The 23207-nt window shown below is 30.7% G+C and carries 24 protein-coding genes; 17 read left to right on the top strand and 7 right to left on the bottom strand.

All coding sequences use genetic code 11. The features are described 5' to 3' along the window. Positions 1–48: 48 nt before the first annotated feature. Complete coding sequence (locus INR78_RS13615; protein WP_370632464.1) at positions 49–453, top strand: acyl-CoA thioesterase; 405 nt, start codon at positions 49–51, stop codon at positions 451–453. Here the strand turns inward: INR78_RS13615 and INR78_RS13610 are convergent. From INR78_RS13610 to INR78_RS13590, 5 genes are all read right to left on the bottom strand, one after another. After that, a complete protein-coding gene (locus INR78_RS13610) occupies positions 450–1067 on the bottom strand; it encodes a YigZ family protein (protein ID WP_223076955.1) in 618 nt (205 codons plus the stop codon). The genes INR78_RS13615 and INR78_RS13610 overlap by 4 nt on opposite strands. Positions 1068–1070: 3 nt before the next feature. Then, positions 1071–1934: an EamA family transporter gene (locus INR78_RS13605; RefSeq protein WP_223076954.1), complete on the bottom strand. Its 864-nt coding sequence runs from the start codon at positions 1932–1934 to the stop codon at positions 1071–1073. Between the two features lie 123 nt (positions 1935–2057). Next, positions 2058–2669, bottom strand: coding sequence for an HAD-IA family hydrolase (locus INR78_RS13600; RefSeq protein WP_223076953.1), 612 nt, complete (start codon positions 2667–2669; stop codon positions 2058–2060). Between the two features lie 3 nt (positions 2670–2672). Beyond that, a complete protein-coding gene (gene ribD / locus INR78_RS13595) occupies positions 2673–3659 on the bottom strand; it encodes a bifunctional diaminohydroxyphosphoribosylaminopyrimidine deaminase/5-amino-6-(5-phosphoribosylamino)uracil reductase RibD (RefSeq protein WP_255593087.1) in 987 nt (328 codons plus the stop codon). Position 3660: 1 nt separating this feature from the next. Then, positions 3661–4116, bottom strand: a complete 456-nt coding sequence (locus INR78_RS13590; protein ID WP_223076952.1) for an LEA type 2 family protein — start codon at positions 4114–4116, stop codon at positions 3661–3663. Positions 4117–4181: 65 nt separating this feature from the next. Here INR78_RS13590 and INR78_RS13585 point away from each other — a divergent pair, with 65 nt between their 5' ends. From INR78_RS13585 to INR78_RS13570, 4 genes are all read left to right on the top strand, one after another. Then, positions 4182–4673 (top strand): GNAT family N-acetyltransferase, encoded by a 492-nt coding sequence (locus INR78_RS13585; protein WP_223076951.1) that lies wholly within the window; start codon positions 4182–4184, stop codon positions 4671–4673. Between the two features lie 7 nt (positions 4674–4680). Further along, positions 4681–5568 carry a peptide chain release factor N(5)-glutamine methyltransferase gene (gene prmC, locus INR78_RS13580; protein WP_223076950.1) on the top strand — a complete coding sequence of 296 codons (888 nt, stop codon included), beginning with the start codon at positions 4681–4683 and terminating at the stop codon, positions 5566–5568. 18 nt (positions 5569–5586) lie between these two features. Continuing rightward, the gene (gene ligA, locus INR78_RS13575) at positions 5587–7581 is read left to right on the top strand and encodes an NAD-dependent DNA ligase LigA (RefSeq protein ID WP_223076949.1); all 1995 of its coding nucleotides are present in this window, start codon (positions 5587–5589) and stop codon (positions 7579–7581) included. Positions 7582–7834: 253 nt separating this feature from the next. Further along, positions 7835–8551, top strand: a complete 717-nt coding sequence (locus tag INR78_RS13570; RefSeq protein ID WP_223076948.1) for a hypothetical protein — start codon at positions 7835–7837, stop codon at positions 8549–8551. On the opposite strand, the gene INR78_RS13565 is transcribed toward INR78_RS13570, so the two are convergent. Continuing rightward, a complete protein-coding gene (locus INR78_RS13565) occupies positions 8541–9458 on the bottom strand; it encodes a bifunctional UDP-sugar hydrolase/5'-nucleotidase (RefSeq protein WP_223076947.1) in 918 nt (305 codons plus the stop codon). The two genes, INR78_RS13570 and INR78_RS13565, sit on opposite strands and share 11 nt — an antisense overlap. A gap of 2 nt (positions 9459–9460) precedes the next feature. Further along, a complete protein-coding gene (locus INR78_RS13560) occupies positions 9461–10216 on the bottom strand; it encodes a 5'-nucleotidase C-terminal domain-containing protein (RefSeq protein WP_223076946.1) in 756 nt (251 codons plus the stop codon). A 71-nt stretch (positions 10217–10287) separates the two neighbouring features. Between INR78_RS13560 and INR78_RS13555 the strand changes: the two genes are divergently transcribed. The 12 genes from INR78_RS13555 (at position 10288) to coaE (ending at position 23202) form a co-directional block, all read left to right on the top strand. Then, positions 10288–10803 carry a hypothetical protein gene (locus INR78_RS13555; protein ID WP_223076945.1) on the top strand — a complete coding sequence of 172 codons (516 nt, stop codon included), beginning with the start codon at positions 10288–10290 and terminating at the stop codon, positions 10801–10803. 2 nt (positions 10804–10805) lie between these two features. Then, positions 10806–11693 carry a 4-hydroxy-tetrahydrodipicolinate synthase gene (gene dapA / locus INR78_RS13550; protein ID WP_223076944.1) on the top strand — a complete coding sequence of 296 codons (888 nt, stop codon included), beginning with the start codon at positions 10806–10808 and terminating at the stop codon, positions 11691–11693. Between the two features lie 108 nt (positions 11694–11801). Beyond that, positions 11802–12602, top strand: a complete 801-nt coding sequence (locus INR78_RS13545) for an outer membrane protein assembly factor BamD (protein WP_223076943.1) — start codon at positions 11802–11804, stop codon at positions 12600–12602. 4 nt (positions 12603–12606) lie between these two features. Then, positions 12607–12933, top strand: coding sequence for a DNA-directed RNA polymerase subunit omega (locus tag INR78_RS13540; protein ID WP_027878752.1), 327 nt, complete (start codon positions 12607–12609; stop codon positions 12931–12933). 7 nt (positions 12934–12940) lie between these two features. After that, entirely contained in the window at positions 12941–14152 is a 1212-nt protein-coding gene (gene coaBC / locus INR78_RS13535; RefSeq protein WP_223076942.1) for a bifunctional phosphopantothenoylcysteine decarboxylase/phosphopantothenate--cysteine ligase CoaBC, read from the top strand. Further along, entirely contained in the window at positions 14145–15035 is an 891-nt protein-coding gene (locus INR78_RS13530) for a DUF4835 family protein (RefSeq protein WP_223076941.1), read from the top strand. The genes coaBC and INR78_RS13530 overlap by 8 nt, the downstream gene beginning before the upstream one ends. Before the next feature lie 50 nt (positions 15036–15085). After that, positions 15086–16738: a DNA repair protein RecN gene (recN, locus tag INR78_RS13525; protein ID WP_223076940.1), complete on the top strand. Its 1653-nt coding sequence runs from the start codon at positions 15086–15088 to the stop codon at positions 16736–16738. A gap of 82 nt (positions 16739–16820) precedes the next feature. Continuing rightward, the gene (locus INR78_RS13520; RefSeq protein WP_027878756.1) at positions 16821–17642 is read left to right on the top strand and encodes an enoyl-ACP reductase; all 822 of its coding nucleotides are present in this window, start codon (positions 16821–16823) and stop codon (positions 17640–17642) included. A 203-nt stretch (positions 17643–17845) separates the two neighbouring features. Continuing rightward, entirely contained in the window at positions 17846–20569 is a 2724-nt protein-coding gene (locus INR78_RS13515; protein WP_223076939.1) for a fibronectin type III domain-containing protein, read from the top strand. 72 nt (positions 20570–20641) lie between these two features. Beyond that, entirely contained in the window at positions 20642–21646 is a 1005-nt protein-coding gene (locus INR78_RS13510; protein WP_223076938.1) for a glycosyltransferase family 2 protein, read from the top strand. After that, the gene (locus INR78_RS13505) at positions 21647–22609 is read left to right on the top strand and encodes a CdaR family protein (RefSeq protein WP_223076937.1); all 963 of its coding nucleotides are present in this window, start codon (positions 21647–21649) and stop codon (positions 22607–22609) included. Further along, complete coding sequence (gene coaE / locus INR78_RS13500) at positions 22606–23202, top strand: dephospho-CoA kinase (RefSeq protein ID WP_223076936.1); 597 nt, start codon at positions 22606–22608, stop codon at positions 23200–23202. The genes INR78_RS13505 and coaE overlap by 4 nt, the downstream gene beginning before the upstream one ends. Positions 23203–23207: the final 5 nt, after the last annotated feature.

Genomic DNA, 23207 nt, shown 5'->3' with positions numbered 1-23207 from the left:
TTTCTCATGTTAAACCAGATTTCTAAACTACAAAAAAATATTGATTAAATGGCTATAAAACCAGATGAAATTGAAATAAGAGTAAGATATGCAGAAACCGATCAAATGGGTGTTGTGCATCACGGTAATTACGCATTATATCTAGAGATGGCAAGGATTGAATGGTTGCGTAAATTAGGGATTTCTTACAAAAGCATGGAAGAAAATGGTATAGGTTTACCTGTTGTTTCTTTATCCATAAATTTTAAAAAATCAGCATTTTATGATGATGTAATTAAAGTCAAAACTCAGCTTAAAAAACAACCAACAGCTTTAGTTAATTTTGACTATATATTAACCAATCAAAATGACGAATTATTATGTACTGCAGAAGTTGTTTTGGCATTTATAGATATGAAAACTAAAAGACCTACGCGTCCGCCAAAATATTTTTTAGAAGCCTTAAAAAATTAGTTATCTAATTCTTTAATTTCTACTTCGTAAATACTATCAAAAATAGATGCTATCGTATTAGCATCTTTTTTTCTTACAGAAATAGTAATTTGGCAATCCAATTCTAATTTTTGGTTAGTGATATTTAGATTTTTCTCTTTAATAACACGCATCACCTTATTCATGTTTTTATAATCAAATGTGATTACAAAATCTACATTTATGGTTTTAGTCACTATTTTACAAGCTTCTAATGCCATTTGAGCTCCAGTTTTATAAGCGTTTATTAATCCGCCAACGCCTAATTTTACTCCGCCAAAATATCGCACAACGACTATCAAAACATTAGTCACTTCAAAAGATTGAATTTGACCATAAATTGGCATTCCAGCACTATTGTTAGGTTCGCCATCATCATTGGCGCGGTATAATAAATCAGGTTCTTCAAACCCAATTTGGTAAGCATAGCACCAATGTCTGGCGCTATGATGCTGTTTTTTTAAATTTTCAATGTGTGCTTTAACTTCATCTTCATTTTTTACAGGAAATGCATATCCAAAAAACTTAGAATTTTTGTCTTTAAAAAGTACTTCGTCATTTGGTTTTACAATGGTTTTGTAAGTATCGTTTTCCATAAATTAAGCTAAAGTCACTAATATAATAGATATAATTGCAATAGCAATCCCTGACCAATTTTTTATAGATAATTTCTCTTTAAAAAATAGCAATCCAACTAAGGTTGAAAGCATTACAATAGCTACATTATTAACAGTGAAAATGGTCGAACTTTCAAAATTTTCGGCATCTAAAGCTTTTAATAACATGTAAATAGAGTAGTAGTTTACTATACCTAAAATAAATCCAGAAAGGATTGCTTTTTTATCAAAAGTGAATTGTTTTTGTATCGCTTTCGCGGAAATAAAGCCAACACCAATTAATCCAGCCATCATAAATATACATGCCGAAAATATTGGAATATCACCATCTGGAATAAAATTAGTTTCGATATATTTTATGGATGTATCAATAACGCCAGATCCAAAAAATAACAATAACGGAAGCCAAAGTCCTTTTAATGCAAAACCAGTTTCGGTACGTTTTTTAACCGATGCTAAATACACAGCAACTAAAGCTAATAATATACCAATAGCTTTTTGTAAACCTAAACTTTCGTTATAAGCAAAAAGTCCAAATATTATGGGAATGATTACACTCATTTTACTAGCAACAGACGCAACTGAAATTCCGTTACGCTGAGCTGTTAATGCCATTACGTTAAAAATTGAAATAAATAAAACACCTAAGCCAATTGCACCATAAAACCATTTGGATTGGATAATGTCTTGAGTATGTATTGGCTGACTGTAACTAATAACACCTAAGCTAAACGCAGTAAAGTAATTAAATACAATAGTTTGCAGTGTATTTATTTTATACTTACCAACTAAAGTAAAAATGATAAATATTAATGTTGAAGCTAGTATGCTAAGCAGTAAATACATTTATTTCTATTGAATATTTTAAACAAAAATATAATAATGCGTCAGTTCGAGTAATTTTGAGGTACGAAAAATTGTATCGAGAACTAAGAGGTTATAAAAATTCACTCTAACTGACGAATTTTATTAAAATAACTCCTTTTTAATTGTAAAAATATCAACAATATCTTCAGTAGCTGGATTGTTATTCCAAACATTAATTCCTAATTGTTGTGCAGTTTGTGTGTTTTCTAAAGTGTCGTCAATAAAAAGACATTCTTCTGCTTTGAGATTATTTTCAGTTAATACAAAATTGAAAATATCTGCATTGGGTTTTCTTAAATTAATTTCATGAGACAGATAAAATTGGTCAAAGCAATTTTTAAATTCTTCATAAAAAGAAACATTCTTTTTGATGTAATCTATGTGAAGCTCGTTAGTATTACTTAATAATATTAATTGATGATTGTTGTCCTTTGCTAATTGTTTGATAAACTTTAGTCTATGTTCTGGGAAATCTCTTAAAATAAAATTCCAAATAGATTTTAATTCGTCTTTATTCAATCTAGGGAAGTTATCTGCGTAAAAGTCTAAAAACTCGTCTGTAGAAATTAAACCTTGTTCATATAAAGCATTTATAGATTGAAGTTCTTCGTCTAATTCAGTAATTTCAAATTTTTCTAAAGCTAATTTTAAAGCGCCTTCTTTATCTAAATTGATAAATACGTCTCCAAAATCAAATATGATGGTTTTAATCATTTATTAATTGTTTTCGTTTTTGTAAATAGACAACGTGTCTTCTAAAATATGAGACTTTTCAATGAGTTGTCCATTAAATTTTGGTGCTTTTACACCAGATTTAAATATTGTTTTTCCTTTAAAAACTCGTGCTTCGTCCCAAAGGTTTTCATCAATAAACAGTTGTAATGTTTTTGCGCCACCTTCAATAATTACTGAGTTTATTTCAGATTTAAATAATTGATCGCAAATAGCTTTTACAGTTCTGTCTTTAAAGGTTAAAGTTTCAGCTTCAGCATTAAAAACTAAAAAAGTTTTATCCAGACTTTCGTTTTTATCTAACACAATTCGTGTTGGATTTTTACCAGTCCAATCTCGTACAGTTAACGTAGGATTGTCTTGTAAAACGGTATTTGTACCCACCAAAATAGCTTGTTCTTCGGCGCGCCATTTGTGTACTAACTGTCTAGAAAATGTATTGGTTATCCAAACTGGAGCTTGTTTGTCTCTTTGGTTTGGAGCAATAAAACCGTCTTCGGTTTCTGCCCATTTTAAAATAATATAAGGTCGTTTTTTATTATGAAATGTAAAAAAACGCTTGTGATGCGCTTTGCAATCTTCTTCACAAATACCAATTCTAACTTTGCAACCAGCTTCCATTAATTTTTTAATGCCTTTCCCTGCAACTTCAGGATTGTCATCTACACAACCAATTACAACATTTGGGATTTTGTGATGAATAATTAAATCGCTACAAGGTGGCGTTTTTCCGTAATGGCTGCAAGGTTCTAAGGTTACATAAAGTGTTGCTTTTTGTAGCAAACTTTTATCGGCTACTTTATTTATAGCATTAACTTCGGCGTGATTACCGCCATAAGCGCTAGTAAAAGCTTCGGCAATTATTTTGTTGTCAACTACAATAACACAACCAACCATTGGATTTGGGCGTGTTGTTCCTAATCCGTTTTTGGCAATTTGTAAAGCGCGTTGTATGTAAAATTGATCGTTCAAATTATAGTTTGATTTTTACGTTATCAATAACATCTACGTGGTATTTGTGCGAAAATCCCATGATTTTATAATCAATATCACCAACGTACTGTACTTTCATGTTTTTGGTTAGTAAGCTACCTAAAAGACTGCTTAAGTTTTTATCACTAAATAAACTATCTGTTGGAATTTTTGCGCGTAACGGAATGGTAAATTTATCTTTTGCAGGCACGTCAAAACTTTCGGTAGTAACAGACGAGATTTCGTTGTTATTAATAATTACTTTAAGATCATCTGTTTTTAAAGTACCGCCAATATCGTTAGGATTTAAAAATTCTGCTTCCGCTTTAAGCGTAATAAACTTAGAATTAGAATCTTCAACCTCAATAGTATTTACGCCAATAAATTCTGGTGTTTCGTTAACTGTACAGTTAAAAAAACAAGCCAATATTGTTAATAAGAATAACGCTTTCTTCATTGTTCTGTGATTAGGTTTGTTGTATCTTCAACCTCTAAAAATTTGTGTAAAAATAGCATTTTAAAGTGAGTAATTCGACTATTGAAATAAGAGAAATCCAACCAGAAGACAATAAGCAAATGGAAGCTGTAATTCGCGAAGTTTTTATAGAGTACAACTTGCCTTTAGTTGGTACGGCTTACGCAGATGCAGAAACACCAAAAATGTTTGAGTCTTACGCAGGCGATAAAGAAGTGTATTTTGTGGTTACTGTAGATGGAAAAGTTGAAGGTGGCGGCGGACTTAAACCACTTAACAACGCGCAAAACGAAGTTTGCGAAATCCAAAAAATGTATTTTTCTAATCGCTTACGCGGAAAAGGTTACGGTAAAAAATTATTTGTAAAATGCTTAGAAACCGCAAAATCTTATGGTTTTAAAAAAGCATATATAGAAACTATTCCAGAGCTTAAAGAAGCCATACATATTTATGAAACGAATGGTTTTAAGTTTTTAGATGGACCTTTAGGTGATACCGGTCATTTTAATTGTGGTATTTGGATGTTGAAAGATTTATAATGGTTTAATGAAATTAAAAGATTTAAAACACAAATTTCACGAGCATTTAGACGCCATTTACGATAAAGAAGAAGTGCAAACTTTTTTCTTTATGATTACAGAATACTACAATGCTATTAAACGTATTGATTTAGCTTTAAATACAGACTTGACTATTAAAGATGACTTTGTTTTAAAGTATGAAAGTGCTTTAAAAGCCTTAAAAAATCATGAACCAATACAATATATTATTGGACAAACTGAATTTTATGGATTGCCATTTTATGTTAATGAAAACACATTAATCCCAAGACCAGAAACTGAAGAATTGGTTGAATTAATTTTATCTAATATAACTACTAACGGTCAACTTGAGCTTATTAAAGGTGATCATCAATTTAATATTTTAGATATTGGTACAGGAACAGGTTGTATCGCTATTAGCTTAGCAAAACAATTGCCAAATGCTAATGTTTCTGCGATAGATGTTTCTGCGAAAGCGTTAGAAATGGCAAATAAAAATGCACAACTAAACCAAGTAGATATCGATTTTATTGAAAATGATATATTAAAAATCTGTAATTCTGAACTTAATTCAGCAACCAAATTTGATGTCATCGTTTCTAATCCACCATACGTTAGACAATTAGAGAAACAGCAAATGCAAGACAATGTGCTTAATCACGAGCCACATTTAGCATTGTTTGTCGAAGATGAAAATCCGCTAATATTTTATAGAGCAATTACACAATTTGCGACCAAAAATTTAAAACCAAATGGCGAATTGTATTTTGAAATTAATGAATATCTTGGAAAAGAAATGATTACGCTTTTAGAAGAATTTGGCTTTAAAAATATTCAGTTAAAGCAAGATCTTTTTGGAAAGGATAGAATGATTTGTGGTGTACTAAAATAAAGAACAAGTGACAAACCAATGAATATAGAACAGAAAATAACCCAACTACGTGACGAGCTTCGTCAGCATAACTATAATTACTACGTGCTTGATAATCCAACGATTAGCGATTACGATTTTGATATAAAACTTAAAGAATTACAAGCTTTAGAAGCAGCGCATCCAGAGTTTTATGACGCAAATTCTCCAACCTTACGTGTTGGTGGCGAAGTGACTAAAAACTTTAAAACGGTTGTACATGCACACAGAATGTACAGTTTGGATAATTCGTATTCTTTAGAAGATTTAAAAGATTGGGAAACTAGAATTAAAAAGTTGGTAGATGGTGATGTGCAATATACTTGCGAGCTTAAATATGATGGTGCATCTATAAATTTAACTTATAAAAACGGTACGTTAGTGCAAGCTGTTACACGTGGCGATGGTGTACAAGGTGATGATGTAACAGCAAACGTAAAAACCATAAATTCCGTGCCATTACAATTAAAACCGCCATTTCCTGAGCAATTTGAGATTAGAGGTGAAATTGTGCTTCCGTTTGAAGGATTTAACAAAATGAATGAAGAGCGAATTACTAACGGAGAAGAACCATATAGAAATCCGCGAAACACCGCATCTGGAAGTTTAAAACTACAAGATAGTGCCGAAGTAGCAAAGCGACCATTAGACTGTTTGTTATATGGTTTGGTTGGTAGTAATTTCAATTTCACAACGCAATTTGAAAGTTTAGAACGCGCCAGACAAATGGGTTTTAAAGCACCAAAAGAATCTAAATTATGCAATACAATAGATGAAGTTTTTGAATTTATAAACTATTGGGATCAAGCAAGGCATGAGTTACCTTACGAGACTGATGGAGTTGTAGTAAAAGTCAATAGTTTATACCAACAAGAAGAATTAGGTTTTACCGCCAAAGCACCACGTTGGGCAATCGCATATAAATTTAAAGCAGAGCAGGTAAGTACTGTTTTAAATGAAATTACTTATCAAGTTGGTCGTACTGGCGCCATTACACCAGTTGCTAATTTATTACCAGTAGAATTGGCAGGAACCATAGTAAAACGTGCGTCTTTACACAATGCAGATCAAATTGAAAAACTTGATATTAGAGTAGGAGATACGGTTTATGTAGAAAAAGGTGGCGAAATTATTCCTAAAATTATAGCGGTTAATTTAGAAGAACGACCAGCAGATTCTAAACCAACAGAATACATTACTAATTGTCCAGAGTGTAATACACCATTAGAACGTATTGAAGGCGAAGCAAAGCATTACTGTCCAAATTATAATGGTTGTAATCCTCAGATTATTGGAAGGATTCAGCATTATATTTCAAGAAAAGCAATGGATATTGAAGGTTTAGGTGGCGAAACCGTTGCGCTTTTAGTTAATGCTGGATTGATTAACAACTTTGCAGATTTGTATGAATTAACTAAAGAAGATATCCTTCCGTTAGAGCGAATGGCAGAAAAAAGCGCCGATAATTTAATTGCTGGTATTGAGGCTTCAAAGCAAATACCGTTTGAGCGTGTGTTGTTTGCTGTCGGTATACGTTTTGTAGGCGAAACTGTTGCTAAAAAACTAGCAAAACATTACAAATCTATTGATGCTTTACAAAATGCGAGTATTGAAGAGTTGGTTAATGTAGATGAAATTGGAACCAAAATAGCAGAAAGTGTAGTCGACTTCTTTTCAAATGAAGAAAATCAAAAAATCATTAGTAGATTAAAATCTTATGGTGTTCAGTTAGAAATTTCAGCAGAAAAATTAGCCAATCAAACCAATAAGTTAGAAGGGAATATTTTTGTTGTTTCAGGTGTGTTTTATCAAGTGTCAAGAACAGAACTTAAAAAACTAATTGAAGATAATGGAGGTAAAGTGTCTTCATCAATTTCATCTAAAACAAATTATGTAGTTGCAGGCGATAAAATGGGACCAAGTAAAAAGGAAAAAGCAGAAAAAATAGGTGTAGAGATTATAAGTGAGGAAGACTTTTTATTAATGATTAAATAGTAGGAATTTTCCTTGTAAAAATACAATTGTGGTAAAAACCGTAAAATTATTATATTCTTATACTTTTTTGTTTTTATTCATTTTTGTTTAGTTTTTTTTGTTTTTTTGTGTTTATTTTTAGTTTTTTGTTGCTAAAATATAATTATTATTAATAAAATTTAATCGCATTAACGTTCGTGTGTTTCGGTAAAACGCACAATTATTTGGTTAAAGTGTTTGTTAATGATATATTTGTTTTTCAAATGAGTAATTAATGAAGTTAAACAAATACAAAACAGTAACTTTTGTGTTAGTTATTTTGGTTGTAATATCATTATTTGGTAATTTATTTCAGAATAATATTCTGTCAGAAATTGCTTGGGTATTAATATTACCAACACTTATTTATTTTTATTCCATAAAGAAAAAACACAAAAATGTATTCTTTACTGTGTTTTTAATAGGTTTTGCGATTTCAGAATTTTTTAAAATGTGGATTTTCACTTCAGAATTATTTAATCATTATATTTCATATGTATTTATAATGACTGCGTATTGTAGTTTAATTACATTTTTTTTGAAAGGAATGGATGCAAAGCGACTGATTAAAAAATTTAAATTTCATATTTTTATTTTAATCACATTTAATCTATATATCTTGTATACGCTTAATCAGATGATATTACAAGATGATTCTTTGGAGGTTTTTACATTTCTGTTTTTTTTGGAAGTATTTTATAATCTATTAATCTTATCAATACTTTCTATGTCCTTATTGTATTATTTATACACTGAAACTAAGCAAGCGTTATTGCTGTTTTTAGCTTGCGTTTGTATTGTATTTTCTGAAATGATACAAGTAGCCTACTATTTTATAACAGAAGAAATTTTCTTAAAAATAGGCTACATTGTCTTAATGGCGATAGGGTTTAGCTTTATTTATTTTTATATTCTTTTAGACATAAAAAGCAAATCGTTAATTAAACAATAATCGAAGTTCCGTTAGCAGATTTACTCTTGCCTGCATCAAAATAAAAGTCTATTTTGCCTAAGTTAATGCCGTAACAACCTACCTGGTTTACAAGTACATTTTTGCCTTCTAAATTTTTTGCAACAGTTGGTTTTGGTAAAAACGTGTGTGTATGACCACCAATAATTAAGTCTATGTTTTTAGTTGATTTTGCTAGGTTTAAATCGCTAATTTTTTCTGGAGATTTGCTATAATGGTAACCTAAATGCGATAAGCAGATAATAAGATCGCATTGTTCTTGGTCTTTAAGAATTCTAGTCATTTCTTGAGACGTTTCAATAGGGTCTAAGTACACTGTTTCTTTGTACATTTTTTTATCTACTAAACCGTCTAATTTAATACCAATACCAAAAACACCTATTTTGATACCGTCTTTAATAAATATTTGATACGGTTTTACATGTGTATCCATTATAGTATTTTTAAAATCGTAATTGGCACTAATAAACTGAAAATTTGCATGAGGTAGTTGCGCATAAAGTCCGTCAATACCATTATCAAAATCATGATTACCAATAGTTGCAGCATCATATTTAAGTTTGCTCATTAGTTTAAATTCTAATTCGCCTCCATAATAATTAAAGTAAGGTGTTCCTTGAAAAATATCTCCTGCATCAAGAAGTAAAGTATTTGGGTTTTCTTTCCTAATACTTTCAATTAGTGTGGCACGTCTAGCAACACCACCTTGGTTTGCGTTACGGCTATCATCAGGTCCAAAAGGATCTATATGACTGTGTACGTCGTTAGTATGTAACACTGTAATTTTTTTAGTAGAAGAACCTGCTGCAAACGAAGAAAATCCATATCCTCCAATAGTTGCAAGTGCTGTCGCTGCTGTTGCTTGTTGTATAAAATCTCTACGTTTCATGCTTATTGTATTTGGGTAAATCTATCGTCTAATTTTGGATTAATAGTGTCTACTTTTTTAAAGTAGTCAATCATTGCGTTTCTTATTTTATAGTCTAAAGTGTAGACAGTGTCATTGGTTTTAAAAAACTTCATATTATCACCACCATTGTATAAATAATCATTAGTGGCTACATAATAAGTTTTATTACTATCTATTTTTTCTTTATTAATTAAAGCTTCAACTATATTATAATTTTTATCTATGGTTAATTTTAAACCTTCAATAGGATGCGCTTTTTTTGCTTTGCTTAGATAGTAAACTAAGCTGTCAATTTGTTGTCCTTTTAAAGCTACGACAACTATACTGTTTTCAAAAGGCATGACCTGATAAGCTGTTTCTGTAGTAATATTTCCTTTGTTAATAGCAGCTCTAATTCCGCCATGATTTAGTAAAACCATGTCAATGTTTTTTTCTGTTCTTTTATTAAAAATAGGATTACCTTCTTCTAAAACAATGTGCGCCATCAAATTACCAATTGCAGTATTTAAATTTCCGTCTTTTTTGTGGTAAGTTTTTGGTGCGTAAGACAACACTTTGCTCATGTCTTTTTCAAGGTTGTCTCTAAAAGGTTTTATAAAATCATCAATTTCTGTATCTAAAGCAATACTGTCTGACACAGGGATTTGTTTACCTTCAATTTTACTTAAATGATGCTCTTGTTTACAAGAAAACAAAAGACATATAATAGCTATTATTAGAAAGGAATTTTTTTGCATAATAATGTTGAAAAATTTCAAGTTAAATTCATGATACAATTACTACATTTGCATCAAAGCAATAAAGATAAATGATTTTAAAAGGTTTAAAAGAAAAATCTAATAAAAACTACATTGATAAATGTGTTAAAAATCGAGTAATGGTTTCTAACAGTAATATTATCAAAACAGTAGGGTTTATAGTAGACGATTCTGAATTTTTAGACCTTGATTGGATTAATAAATTATCAGAAGTTTTAAAAGTAAAAAAAGAAAACTTCGAAATATTAGCTCTAACAAATCCAAAATCTAAAACCGAAAGTATTTATCCAAATACATTTTCAAGAAAAGATTTAGGTTGGAAAGGAAATGCAAAAACCGAAACCTTAAAATCATTTCTTAACAAAAAAAGTGATTTGCTTATAAGTTATTATATTTCAGATAAACTTCCTTTAGTATTTGCTACAGCAACAAGTGAAGCCAAATTTAAAGTAGGTCTTATAGAAGAAACAAATGTTAATGATTTAGTCATAAAAACAGATATAAAAGACACGTCAACTTTTGAAAACGAGTTGGTTAAATATTTACGCATATTAAATAAACTATAGTTATGAATAACCCTTTTTTAGGCACAGGAATTGCAATTGTGACACCATATAACCAAGATGGATCGGTAGACCATGAAGCATTAAAAAAGATTGTAAATTTTAACGTAGAAAACGGTACAAATTACATAGTAATTAGTGGTACAACAGGAGAAAGTGTTACAATTACCAAACAAGAAAAAAAGGAGATTGTAAAAACTATAAAAGAAGCTAACGATAACAGGTTGCCACTAGTTTTAGGTATTGGAGGTAATAACACAGCTGCAGTTATTGAAGAGATAAACGCAACAGATTTATCAGATTTTGCTGGTATTTTATCAGTCTCTCCATACTATTCAAAGCCAACACAAGAAGGCATGTATCAACATTTTAAAGCAATTGCAGAAGCTTGTCCCGTACCAATTATCTTATATAATGTTCCTGGTCGTACCGCAAAAAATATGGAGCCAGCAACAGTTTTAAGGTTAGCTAATGATTTTGAAAATATAGTAGCAGTAAAAGAAGCTGGTAATAACCTACAACAGTATTATGAATTATTAAGAGATAAACCAGAAGATTTCTCTATAATTTCAGGCGATGACGATTTAGCTTTAGGTGTTGTTTTAGCAGGTGGAGCAGGAGTGATTTCGGTTATTGGTCAAGCATTTCCAAAGGAATTTTCAAAAATGATACAATTAGGATTAGAAGGTAAAGCAAAAGATGCTTATAATATTCATTATAAATTAATGGAAATTGTTGGCTTAATTTTCTCTGAAAACAACCCAGCTGGTATTAAAGCAGTTTTAAAAACTTTAGACTTGTGCTCTGATAAAGTAAGGTTGCCTTTAGTTGAAGCATCTTCGGAATTAAAAAACAAGATAGAAAGTTTTGTTTCAGCATTTTATAAAAGTTAAATAATGCTTAAACCTATTTTAAACTATAATCTAACGATTACTTTAGCGTTTAAATTATATTTTTAAAATCCATTTAAATAGCGTATTTTTGCGCTTCGTTAAAATTTTATGAAGCATTTATTTTACATTTTAGTCGCATCTGTTTTATTAAGTTCTTGTGGTGAATTTCAAAAGGTTTTAAAATCTGAAGATACAGCTGCAAAGTTTCAGTTAGGAGAACAATTGTATAACGAAGGTAAGTATAACAAAGCCAATCGTTTATTTACTCAAATTGTGCCTTCTTACAGAGGTAAACCTCAGGCAGAAAAGTTAATGTATCTATATGCAAATACTTTTTATGAAACAGGAGAGCATTATTTAGCAGGTTATCAATTTGAAAGATTTGTAACCGCATATCCAAGAAGCGAAAAGTTAGAAGAAGCCTATTATAAAAGTGCAATTAGTTATGCAGCATTGTCACCTGTATATTCTAAAGATCAACACGAAACAAAACACGCATTAGAAAAATTACAATTATTTGCTAATTTATACCCAAACTCTAGCTATATGCCAGAGATAAACCAAACTGTAAAAGATTTACAATACAAATTAGAGTTAAAAGCGTATAGTACAGCAAAGCAATATAATCATATAACAGATTACAAAGCTTCGATAAAATCTTTTGATAACTTTATAGTAGATTTTCCTGGGTCAAGCTTACGCGAAAAAGCATTGTTTTACAGGTTTGATTCTGCTTATCAATTAGCAATAAAAAGTATTGAAGATAAAAAACAAGAACGTTTAGAAAAAGCATTAACTTATTATAATGCTTTCAAAAAATTATACGCACAGTCCGAGTTTATTGAAGATGCAGATAAAATGAACGAAGACATTATTAAACAATTAGAACAATATAGTACAAATAGCTAATATTATGGATTTAAAAAAAATCGATGCTCCAGCATCTACAGTAACGTACAACAGAAATGAAGTAGATGCTCAAACAAATAACATTTACGAAGCAATTTCTATTATATCAAGAAGAGCTGAGCAAATTAATTCTGAAATCAAAAAAGAATTAATAGAGAAGTTAGAAGAGTTTGCTACTTACAATGATAGCTTAGAAGAAATCTTTGAAAACAAAGAGCAAATTGAAGTTTCTAAATTCTACGAAAAATTACCAAAACCACATGCTTTAGCGGTAAAAGAGTGGTTAGACGAAAAAATCTACTACCGTAATACAGAAGAAGACAACAAATAATAAACTAATGTCAATTTTAAGCGGCAAAAATATACTATTAGGCGTTAGCGCTGGTATTGCTGCATATAAAACAGCTACATTAGTTAGACAATTTATAAAAGCAGGTGCCAATGTACAAGTAGTCATGACACCTGCTTCTAAGGATTTTGTAACACCGTTAACATTATCCACTCTATCTAAAAATCCAGTTTACTCTACATTTACAGACGAAGAAGACGAAAACGCCACATGGAATAACCACGTAGAGCTAGGTCTTTGGGCAGATTACTTTGTAATCGCACCAGCAACAGCAAATACATTGTCAAAAATGGCAAATGGTACTTGCGATAATTTGTTATTAGCAACCTATTTATCGGCTAAATGTAAAGTGTATTTTGCACCAGCAATGGATTTGGATATGTACAAACATCCATCTACTTTAAATTCTTTTAAAAAACTACAATCCTTTGGTAATGTTATGATTCCTGCAACTTCAGGCGAATTAGCTAGCGGATTAGTAGGGCAAGGTAGAATGGCAGAACCAGAAGATATCGTTTCATTTATTGAAAAAGATATTTTAAATGGACTTCCGTTAAACGGAAAAAAAGTAATGATTACAGCAGGTCCAACCTACGAAGCTATAGATCCTGTTCGGTTTATAGGTAATCATTCCTCAGGAAAAATGGGTTTCGAGATTGCTAAAGCAGCAGCAAATTTAGGCGCAGAAGTTATTATAATTTCTGGTCCAACACATCAAAAGGTAACTCATAACTTAATTACCGTTGTACCTGTTGTAAGTGCTCAAGACATGTATGAAGCGGCGCACAACTATTTTAAATCTGTTGATGTTGCTATTGCAGCAGCAGCAGTTGCAGATTACAAGCCAAAAGAAGTAGCAACTCAAAAAATAAAAAAGGCAGAATCTACGTTATCCTTAGAATTAGAAAAAACAAAAGATGTCTTAGCGTCTTTAGGGCAAATTAAAGAACAACAATTTTTAGTTGGTTTTGCTTTAGAAACCAACAATGAACTGGAAAATGCAAAAAGCAAGCTTAAAAGAAAGAATTTAGATTTAATTGTTTTAAATTCGTTACAAGACAAAGGTGCAGGTTTTAAATCAGATACTAATAAAGTAACGTTAATAGATAAAAACGAAACAATTAATACTTTTGAATTAAAATCTAAAACCGAAGTTGCTAAAGACATTTTAAACACCATAATATCAGCTTTAGATGCGTAATATTTTTATTATTTTATTCTTAATTTCTTGCAATGTTTCATTGTTTGCACAAGAGTTTAACGCTAATGTTGTTGTAAATGCACAGCTAACAGGTAATGAAAATTTACAGCAATTTAAAACTCTAGAAAATCAGTTAAAAGAGTTTATTTCTAACACAAAATGGACTAATAAAACATTTTTACCACAAGAGAGAATTAACTGTAATTTGGTTATAAATATTAACGAATATTCTGGTAATAATTACAGTGCAACATTACAAATACAGTCGTCTAGACCAGTATTTGGTTCTACTTATACAACACCGGTATATAACATTAACGATAAAGATTTTTCTTTTGAGTATGTCGAGTTTCAAAACCTGATCTACAACCCAAATCAATACGTTTCTAATTTAATTTCTGTGCTATCATTTCATGTATACATGATTTTGGGGATGGATGCAGACTCTTTTCAGAAAAATGGAGGCGACATCTATTTTAAACAAGCACAAAATATTAGTAACTTTTCACAACAAACAGGTTATTCTGGCTGGAAGTTAGAAGACGGTTTGCAAAGTAGATTTGCTTTAATAGATAACCTAATGTCTCCAACTTATAAGGAGTTTAGAGACGTAATGTACAATTACCATAGAAGAGGATTAGACCAAATGAGTACTAATTTAAAGGATGCAAAAAACGAAATAGTTTTAGCGCTTTTAAATTTTAAAGAGATGAATAGAAGACGACCAAACTCTTATTTATCAAGGATATTTTTTGATGCAAAAGCAGAAGAAATTGAGCAAATATTTTCAAGTGGTCCAAGTGTAGATATCGTAGATTTGGTAGATACACTAAATAAAGTAGCGCCAATACATTCGTCTAAATGGCGAAACATTAAGTTTTAAAGCTTACGGCTTAGATTTAGTTTTCAACTTTATTATTTTCAAATTAAAATATGCTAACTGGATTATCCATAAAAAACTACGCATTAATAGATCAATTACAGGTCAATTTTAATGACGGATTTACTATTATTACTGGTGAAACTGGTGCAGGTAAATCTATTCTTTTAGGCGGTTTATCTCTAATTTTAGGTAAGCGTGCAGATCTATCTAGTTTAAGAGATACCGAAAAAAAATGTATCATAGAAGCTACTTTTGATATATCAAACTATAATTTGAAGTCTCTTTTTATAGCTGAAGATTTAGATTACGAAGCGCAAACTATAATAAGAAGAGAAATTTTACCATCAGGAAAATCTAGAGCGTTTGTTAACGATTCTCCAGTAAAATTAAATAGTCTTCAACTGTTAGGCGAAAAGTTGATAGATATACATTCTCAACACGAAACATTACAATTAACAGATGATAATTTTCAGTTTCAAGTAATTGATGCTTTAGCAGAAACTTCAGAAAACTTAGTGACTTATAAAGGATATTTAAAAACATATAAATCACTTCAAAAGGAATTAAAGCAACTTCAACAATTTCAAGCAGAAGCGATAAAGGAACACGACTATAATTCATTTTTATTATACGAATTAGTGTCGGCAAACCTAAAACCAGACGAGTTAGCAGAACTTGAAGAAGAATTTGAAGTGTTAAGTAACGTAGAGTCTATTCAAGAAAAATTAGAATCGGTAAACCAATTATTAAGTGAAGAGCAAATAGGTGTTTTGACCAATTTAAGAGAAGTAAAAAACACGATGCAAAAATTAGCGTTAATTTCTGCTAATTATAAAGACTTGTCAGAACGCGTCAATAGTACTTTAATTGAATTGGATGATGTAGCGACAGAAGTTGAACGTTTTCAAACGGAATTAGACGTTAACCCAAAACGACTTGAAGAAGTCGAAGGTAAACTATCTGCAATCAACAATCTAATGCAAAAACATATTGTGCAGACCATACCAGAGTTAATTGAAATTAGAGAACAATTAGCACAAAAGGTAGAAGCTACAGAAAATGTTGATAAAGATATTTTAAATAAAGAAAAAGAGATAAAAGCAGTGGTCAAGCAATTAGATAGTGAAGCTGCAATAATCACAAAAAAACGTAATGAAGCTATACCAAAATTAATTACTCAATTAGAAGCGATTTTATCGCAATTAGGTATGCCAAATGCTCAGTTTAAAATTACTTTAAACAAAAGCGAAATCTTTTTATTTAATGGTAAAGACGAATTAGATTTCTTATTTTCAGCAAATAAAGGCGGACAATTTAATACGCTTAAAAAAGCAGCTTCTGGTGGTGAATTGTCAAGAATTATGCTGGCGATTAAATCAATACTTTCAAAATATATAAAACTACCAAGTATAATTTTTGATGAAATTGATACAGGTGTTTCTGGAGAAATTTCTAATAAAATGGCAGAGATTATGTCGCAAATGAGTCAAAAAATGCAGGTATTTAGTATAACCCATTTACCGCAAATCGCGGCAAAAGGTAACACTCATTTTAAAGTTTACAAGCAAGATATCGATAATGTAACTACATCTAATCTAGTTAAATTAGAATATGATGAAAGAGTAGTAGAGCTTGCGCAAATGCTTGGCGGAGCTGCCTTATCAGAATCTGCAATAGCTCATGCCAAACAATTATTAAATTAAAGTAACTTAAGTAATAGTTATTTTATAAATTTGAATTCTTAAAGACACAAGGTTAATAAAATTAAAAGAAACAACTAAAAATATGTCATTCAATTTATTAAAAGGAAAAAAAGGAATCATATTTGGAGCATTGGATCCAAATTCAATAGCTTGGAAAACAGCAGAAAGAGTACATGAAGAAGGCGGAGAGTTTGTTCTAACTAACGCACCAATAGCAATGCGTATGGGACAAATAGATGAGTTAGCAAGTAAAACAGGTTCTCATATTATACCTGCAGACGCAACATCTTTAGAAGATTTAGAAAACTTAGTAGAAAAATCTATGGAACTTTTAGGAGGAAAAATAGATTTTGTACTTCACTCTATAGGAATGTCTGTTAACGTACGTAAAGGACGTGCTTACACAGATCAAAATTATGATTGGACACAAAAAGGAACAGATGTATCTGCAATGTCTTTTCATAAAACGATGCAAACATTATATAAGAAGGATGCAATGAACGAATGGGGAAGTATTGTAGCTTTAACTTACATGGCTGCACAACGCGTATTTCCAGATTATAATGATATGGCAGATAATAAAGCCTATTTAGAGAGTATAGCACGTAGCTTTGGTTATTTCTTTGGAAGAGATAAAAAAGTAAGAGTAAATACAATTTCTCAATCACCAACACCAACAACAGCAGGTCAAGGTGTAAAAGGATTTGATGGATTTATTTCTTATGCAGAAAAAATGTCGCCTTTAGGTAATGCAACAGCAATAGATTGTGCTAACTATACAATTACGTTATTTAGTGACTTAACAAAAAGAGTTACCTTACAAAACCTATATAACGATGGAGGATTTAGTAATATGGGAGTAAGTGATGCGGTAATGGAAGCTTTTGTAGATAAAGAGCAATAAAAACCTTAAAAAAATATAAATACTTTAAACGTCTTACTTCGGTAAGACGTTTTTTTTGAATGAATATGCTGAAAATTTAAACAATTATCATTTCACCCTTTTTATATGTTTTTTAACGATTTGTTTACGTGATAGCAAAATCATTAACAATAAATTAATACTTTTAGGAAGTAAACTAAAATTTAACTAAACTTATAATTAATATGAAAAAAATTACTTTATTGCTTTTTGCAATTTTTTCTTTGACCTTTTGTTGGCAGAGTATGGCACAAGTCACCGTAGGTACAGGAACCTATACAAATGCTTATAGTGCATATCCACTAGGTGCTTTTTACGGATATTCTTATGCTCAATCTATTTATTTAGCGTCAGAAATTAATGCTTCTGGAGACATTACTGCCATCACTTTTGAAATGGCAGATGCAGATGCTATTCCAAATTCTGATGACATGATAGATTTATGGATAGGTCATACTACTAAAGTAGAATTTGATACTACATCTGATTGGGTAGATGTTTCTACATTAACCCAAGTAATGACTAGTGGGACTTTAACTAAATCTGGTACTACTATAACTTTTACGTTTAATGCTCCATTTACATATAATGGAACAGATAACCTTATTATTGCTTTAGATGCAAGCGAACCTAATTATGATACTAGTGGAGATATGATAGTAGGTACTAATGTTGGTGCTAATAGAACATTAAGACATATAAGTGATTCTGTGAATTTTGACCCAGAAGCACCTATAACAGGAGTATTAACCAATTATATTGGAAACGCTACATTTATGGGGATTGCTCAAGCATGTCCATCTCCTTCAGACCTAACAGCGACAAACATTATGACTACATCTGCAGATTTATCATGGACAGCAGGAGGAACAGAAACTTTATGGAATGTTGAGATCGTTGATGTTACAGCAGGTGGTACAGTAACAGGAACAGTTACAGATTCAGGTGTTGCAAACCCTTTCTTGGCATCAGGGTTAACTCCTGATAATAGTTATGAATATTATGTTCAAGCAGATTGTGGTGGTGATACAAGTGCATGGGTTGGACCATTCTCTTTTTCTACTTTGCCTACATGTGCAGAACCTTCAAGTTTAACTATTACAAATATAACAACAACATCTGCAGATTTAAGTTGGACAGTTGGAGGGACAGAGACCTCATGGAATATTGAGTTAGTAGATGTGACAGCAGGTGGAACAGTAACAGGAACAGCAACATCAACAGGAATAACAAATCCATATACATTATCAGGTCTTACAGCAGGTAATCAATATGAATATTATGTACAAGCAGATTGTGGTGGTGGAGATACAAGTACTTGGGTTGGTCCTTATACTTTTACTACATTATGTAATCCTATAACTTCATATCCATGGTCAGAGGACTTTGAATCAGTTTCTACACCAGATTTACCTTCTTGTTGGAGTCATATTAATAATAATGGAGATACAGATAATTGGAGAACTTACACGACTTATGGAGTAGGTGGATCAACAACAGCAGGACTTTATACAGATTTTAATTCAGGTAATAATGATGATTATTTAGTATTACCTCAATTTACATTAACAGGTAATGAACGTTTAAAATTTAGTGTAAGAGCTAGAAGTTCTTCAGAACCAAATGACTATAGAGTAGTGTTATCTACTTCAGGAAGCACACCAACAGATTTTACCGAAGAATTATTACCATTAACTCAAGTTTCTAGTACAACACAGACTGAGATAGCGCCTATAGATTTAAGTAGTTATACAGGAGATGTATATATAGCAATACATGTTCCATCTGGAGGTTTAGATGGTTATTATATCTATTTTGATGAATTTGTAGTAGAGCCAATCCCAAGCTGTGTAGAACCTTCAGATTTAACAGCAACAAATATCATGGCTACTTCAGCTGATTTAGGTTGGACAGAAAACGGAACAGCCTCAACTTACAATGTAGAAGTTGTATTAGCAGGCGATGCTGCAACAGGTACTGCAACTGATACAGCTGTAGCTAATGGTTTTACAAAGAGTGGCTTAACTGACAATACAGACTACGAATTCTACGTACAAGCCATTTGTGGTGGTGACACTAGTGTTTGGTCTGGTCCTTATGCATTTACTACATTATGTGCAGCTATAGTACCTAACTATATTGCTGATTTTTCTACAATAGCACCAAGTTGTTGGACAGAAGGTAATAATACTGATGTAGCTACTGGTCCAGATGGAAATAACGGAAGCTGGACTAATGATGACTTTTTAAATACAGTAGGTATAGAAGCAGCTAAAATCAATTTGTATTCTAACACTCAGCAAGATTGGTTGGTGAGTCCAGTATTTGATTTTTCGTCTGGTGGATACGGATTAGCTTTTGATGTTGGTGTTACAGCATGGAACTCTACTGTTGCGGAGACACCTAACCTAATGGGTTCTGATGATGAGGTACTTTTATTAATTTCAGAAGATAATGGTGTAACTTGGACTACTCTAGAGGCATTTAATGTTGAAAATGCACCGTCACACACAGGTGATAATAAGATATATGATCTTAGTACAATAACATCTTCTACAGTTAAGTTTGCATTTTGGGCAACAGAAGGCTCAGTAGATGATGCAGAAGATATAGACTTTTTTGTAGCCAATTTTAATGTTGATTCATATGCTACTTTAGGAGTTTCAGAAGTTGAAGATAAAGCAACATTTACTTACTATCCAAACCCAGTAAACAATAACTTAACATTATCTGCTCAAAAAGAGATTAATAATGTGTCTGTTTACAATATGGTTGGTCAAGAGGTATTTAGAAATGTACCAAATGCTATGACAGAAGTTGTAGATATGTCTAGCTTACAAGCTGGTGCTTACTTTGTTAAAGTAACTATCGGTAATGCAACTAAGACAGTAAAAGTTATTAAAAACTAACTTTTAATATATATAATAAAAGAGCCACCTATTTAGGTGGCTTTTTTTATGGGTTTAACTTACTTTTGTTTTATGAAATTAGAGTTTTCATTTATAATCCCAGTTTATAATCGTCCAAATGAAATAGAAGAACTACTACAAAGTTTTTCTAAATTAAAAGGAGATATCCCTTTTGAGGTTGTTATTATTGAAGATGGTTCTACTTTAACCTCTAAAGCGGTAATTAGAAAGTATCAGTCAATTTTGGATATTTCATATTTTTTTAAACCAAATTCTGGTCCTGGAGATTCTAGAAATTACGGGATGAAAAAAGCAAAAGGTAATTACTTTATTATATTAGATAGCGATTGCCTTTTACCATCAAATTATTTAATTGAAGTAAAAAATAGTTTAGATAACGATTATGTAGATTGTTTTGGTGGTCCTGACGCTGCACATAAAAGTTTTACATCACTTCAAAAAGCAATAGATTTTAGTATGACTTCTGTAATTACTACAGGAGGAATTAGAGGAAATAAAAAATCTGTAGACAAATTTCAACCAAGAAGTTTTAATATGGGATTATCTAAAAAAGGGTTTTTAGATACTAACGGTTTTGGAAATATCCATCCTGGTGAAGATCCTGATTTATCTATTAGATTATGGAACTTGGGTTATAAAACCAAACTGATACCAGAAGCATTTGTCTATCATAAACGTCGTATATCTTGGTCTAAATTTTATAAACAAGTATATAAGTTTGGGTCGGTAAGACCAATCTTAAATTTATGGCATCCTTCAACAAAAAAAATTACCTATTGGTTTCCTAGTGTGTTTATTACAGGTTTATTATTTTCAATAGTGTTAGCTGTATTAAACGTTTATTTACCAATATTAGCTTATGTTTTGTATTTTAGTGTTGCTTTTATTTTAGCTATTTTAAAGACAAAAAACTTAATGGTTGCTATTAAAAGTGTCTTAGCAATTATAATTCAGTTTTTTGGTTATGGATATGGTTTTTTAAAGTCAACTATAATATTATCTTTAAGTAGTAAAAAGCCAGAAGATCTATTTCCTAGTTTATTTTTTAAATCATAAATGAGTCCAATAAAAAATAAAATATCACAATTATTTAAAAGTAAAAAACTTAATGTTTTTGTGCTTTTTTTTGTTATTTCTTTGACCATTTTAATATTATCTAAATTATCACAAAATTATCAAGGTACTTTAGTTTTTAAAGTAAAGCCTACAAATGCTAAAGAAACTCAGGTTATTTTAAACGATACATCTAATCAATTAAAAATTACTTTAGACACTTATGGTTTTAAATGGTTAAGGTATGCAATTAATAAACCAACAGTTGAAGTCGATTTAGAATCTGATGTGATTTTAAAAGATTCAACTTTAATTTGGACAGAAAAAAAAGGATTTTCAAATATTAGCAAGCAATTTGGTAAAAATATAAAGGTTGTAAACGTAAATCCAGATAGTTTAATATTTAGATACGATGTTAACCAAATAAAAAAGATTCCAGTAAAAACAGATTTTAATATAACTTATGCGCAAGGCTTTAACACTTTAGATAACGTTAAAGTTTATCCAGATTCTATTAAAATAATTGGTCCAGCTAGTTTGTTAAAAGATATAAACTACGTAAAAACTAAACATAAAGATTTTAAAGATTTAAAATCAAATGTCAATACAATAGTAGATTTGGTTATAGATAGTATTAGTGATGATGTTAAAGTTGAAACAAATAAAGTTCAGTTTAAAATAGAAGTTTCAAAGTTTACAGAAGGTGTTGTTACATTACCTATATCAATAATTAATGTTCCAGATCATATAAAAATCAATTACTTTCCTAAACAATTAACAGTTAAATACGCTACAACAATCGATAATTTTAATTCAATTTCTGAAGAAGATTTTAAAATAGAATGTGATTACAAAAACTCAAAAAATAAATCATATTTAATACCCAAAATTGTTACTAAACCAAATAACATAAAAAATGTTAGGCTACAAGAGCAACAAATAGAATTTATTATAACCCAACAATGAAAACTTTAGTAGGATTAACTGGCGGAATAGGAAGTGGTAAAACCACAATAGCTAATTTTTTTAAAGAGTTAGGTGTGCCAATTTATATTGCAGATACAGAAGCAAAAGCGCTTATGAATCGGTCTAAAGTAATTAAAAGAAAATTAATAGCTCTGTTTGGTGATAATGCTTATCAAAACGGAAAATTAAATCGTGATTTTTTATCAAAACAAATCTTTAACAATAAAGATTTATTACAAAAAATGAATGCTATTGTCCATCCAAAAGTAGCTAGTCACTTTAAAAGATGGGTAAAAAAACAAGAAGCGCCTTACGTAATTAGTGAAGCAGCAATCCTTTTTGAAAACGGTAGCTATAAAAAATATGACTACATAATAACGGTTACAGCACCAGAAGAAGTTAGGCTAAAAAGAGTTATGTCTAGAGATAGTGCGTCAAAAGAAAAAGTAAAATCTGTGATGAATAACCAATGGAAAGATGAAGAAAAAATTAAGCTTTCAGATTATGTAATTCAAAATATAAATCTAGAAGAAGCTAAAGCCCAAGTACTACAAATACATCAAAATCTGTTACAAAAACTACAAAAAGACTAAATTTT

This window comes from Mesoflavibacter sp. SCSIO 43206, from assembly GCF_019904215.1.
Lineage (GTDB): Bacteria > Bacteroidota > Bacteroidia > Flavobacteriales > Flavobacteriaceae > Mesoflavibacter > Mesoflavibacter zeaxanthinifaciens.
Note: the sequence above shows the minus strand (reverse complement) of the source record. Positions and strands in the feature narration are given on the sequence as shown.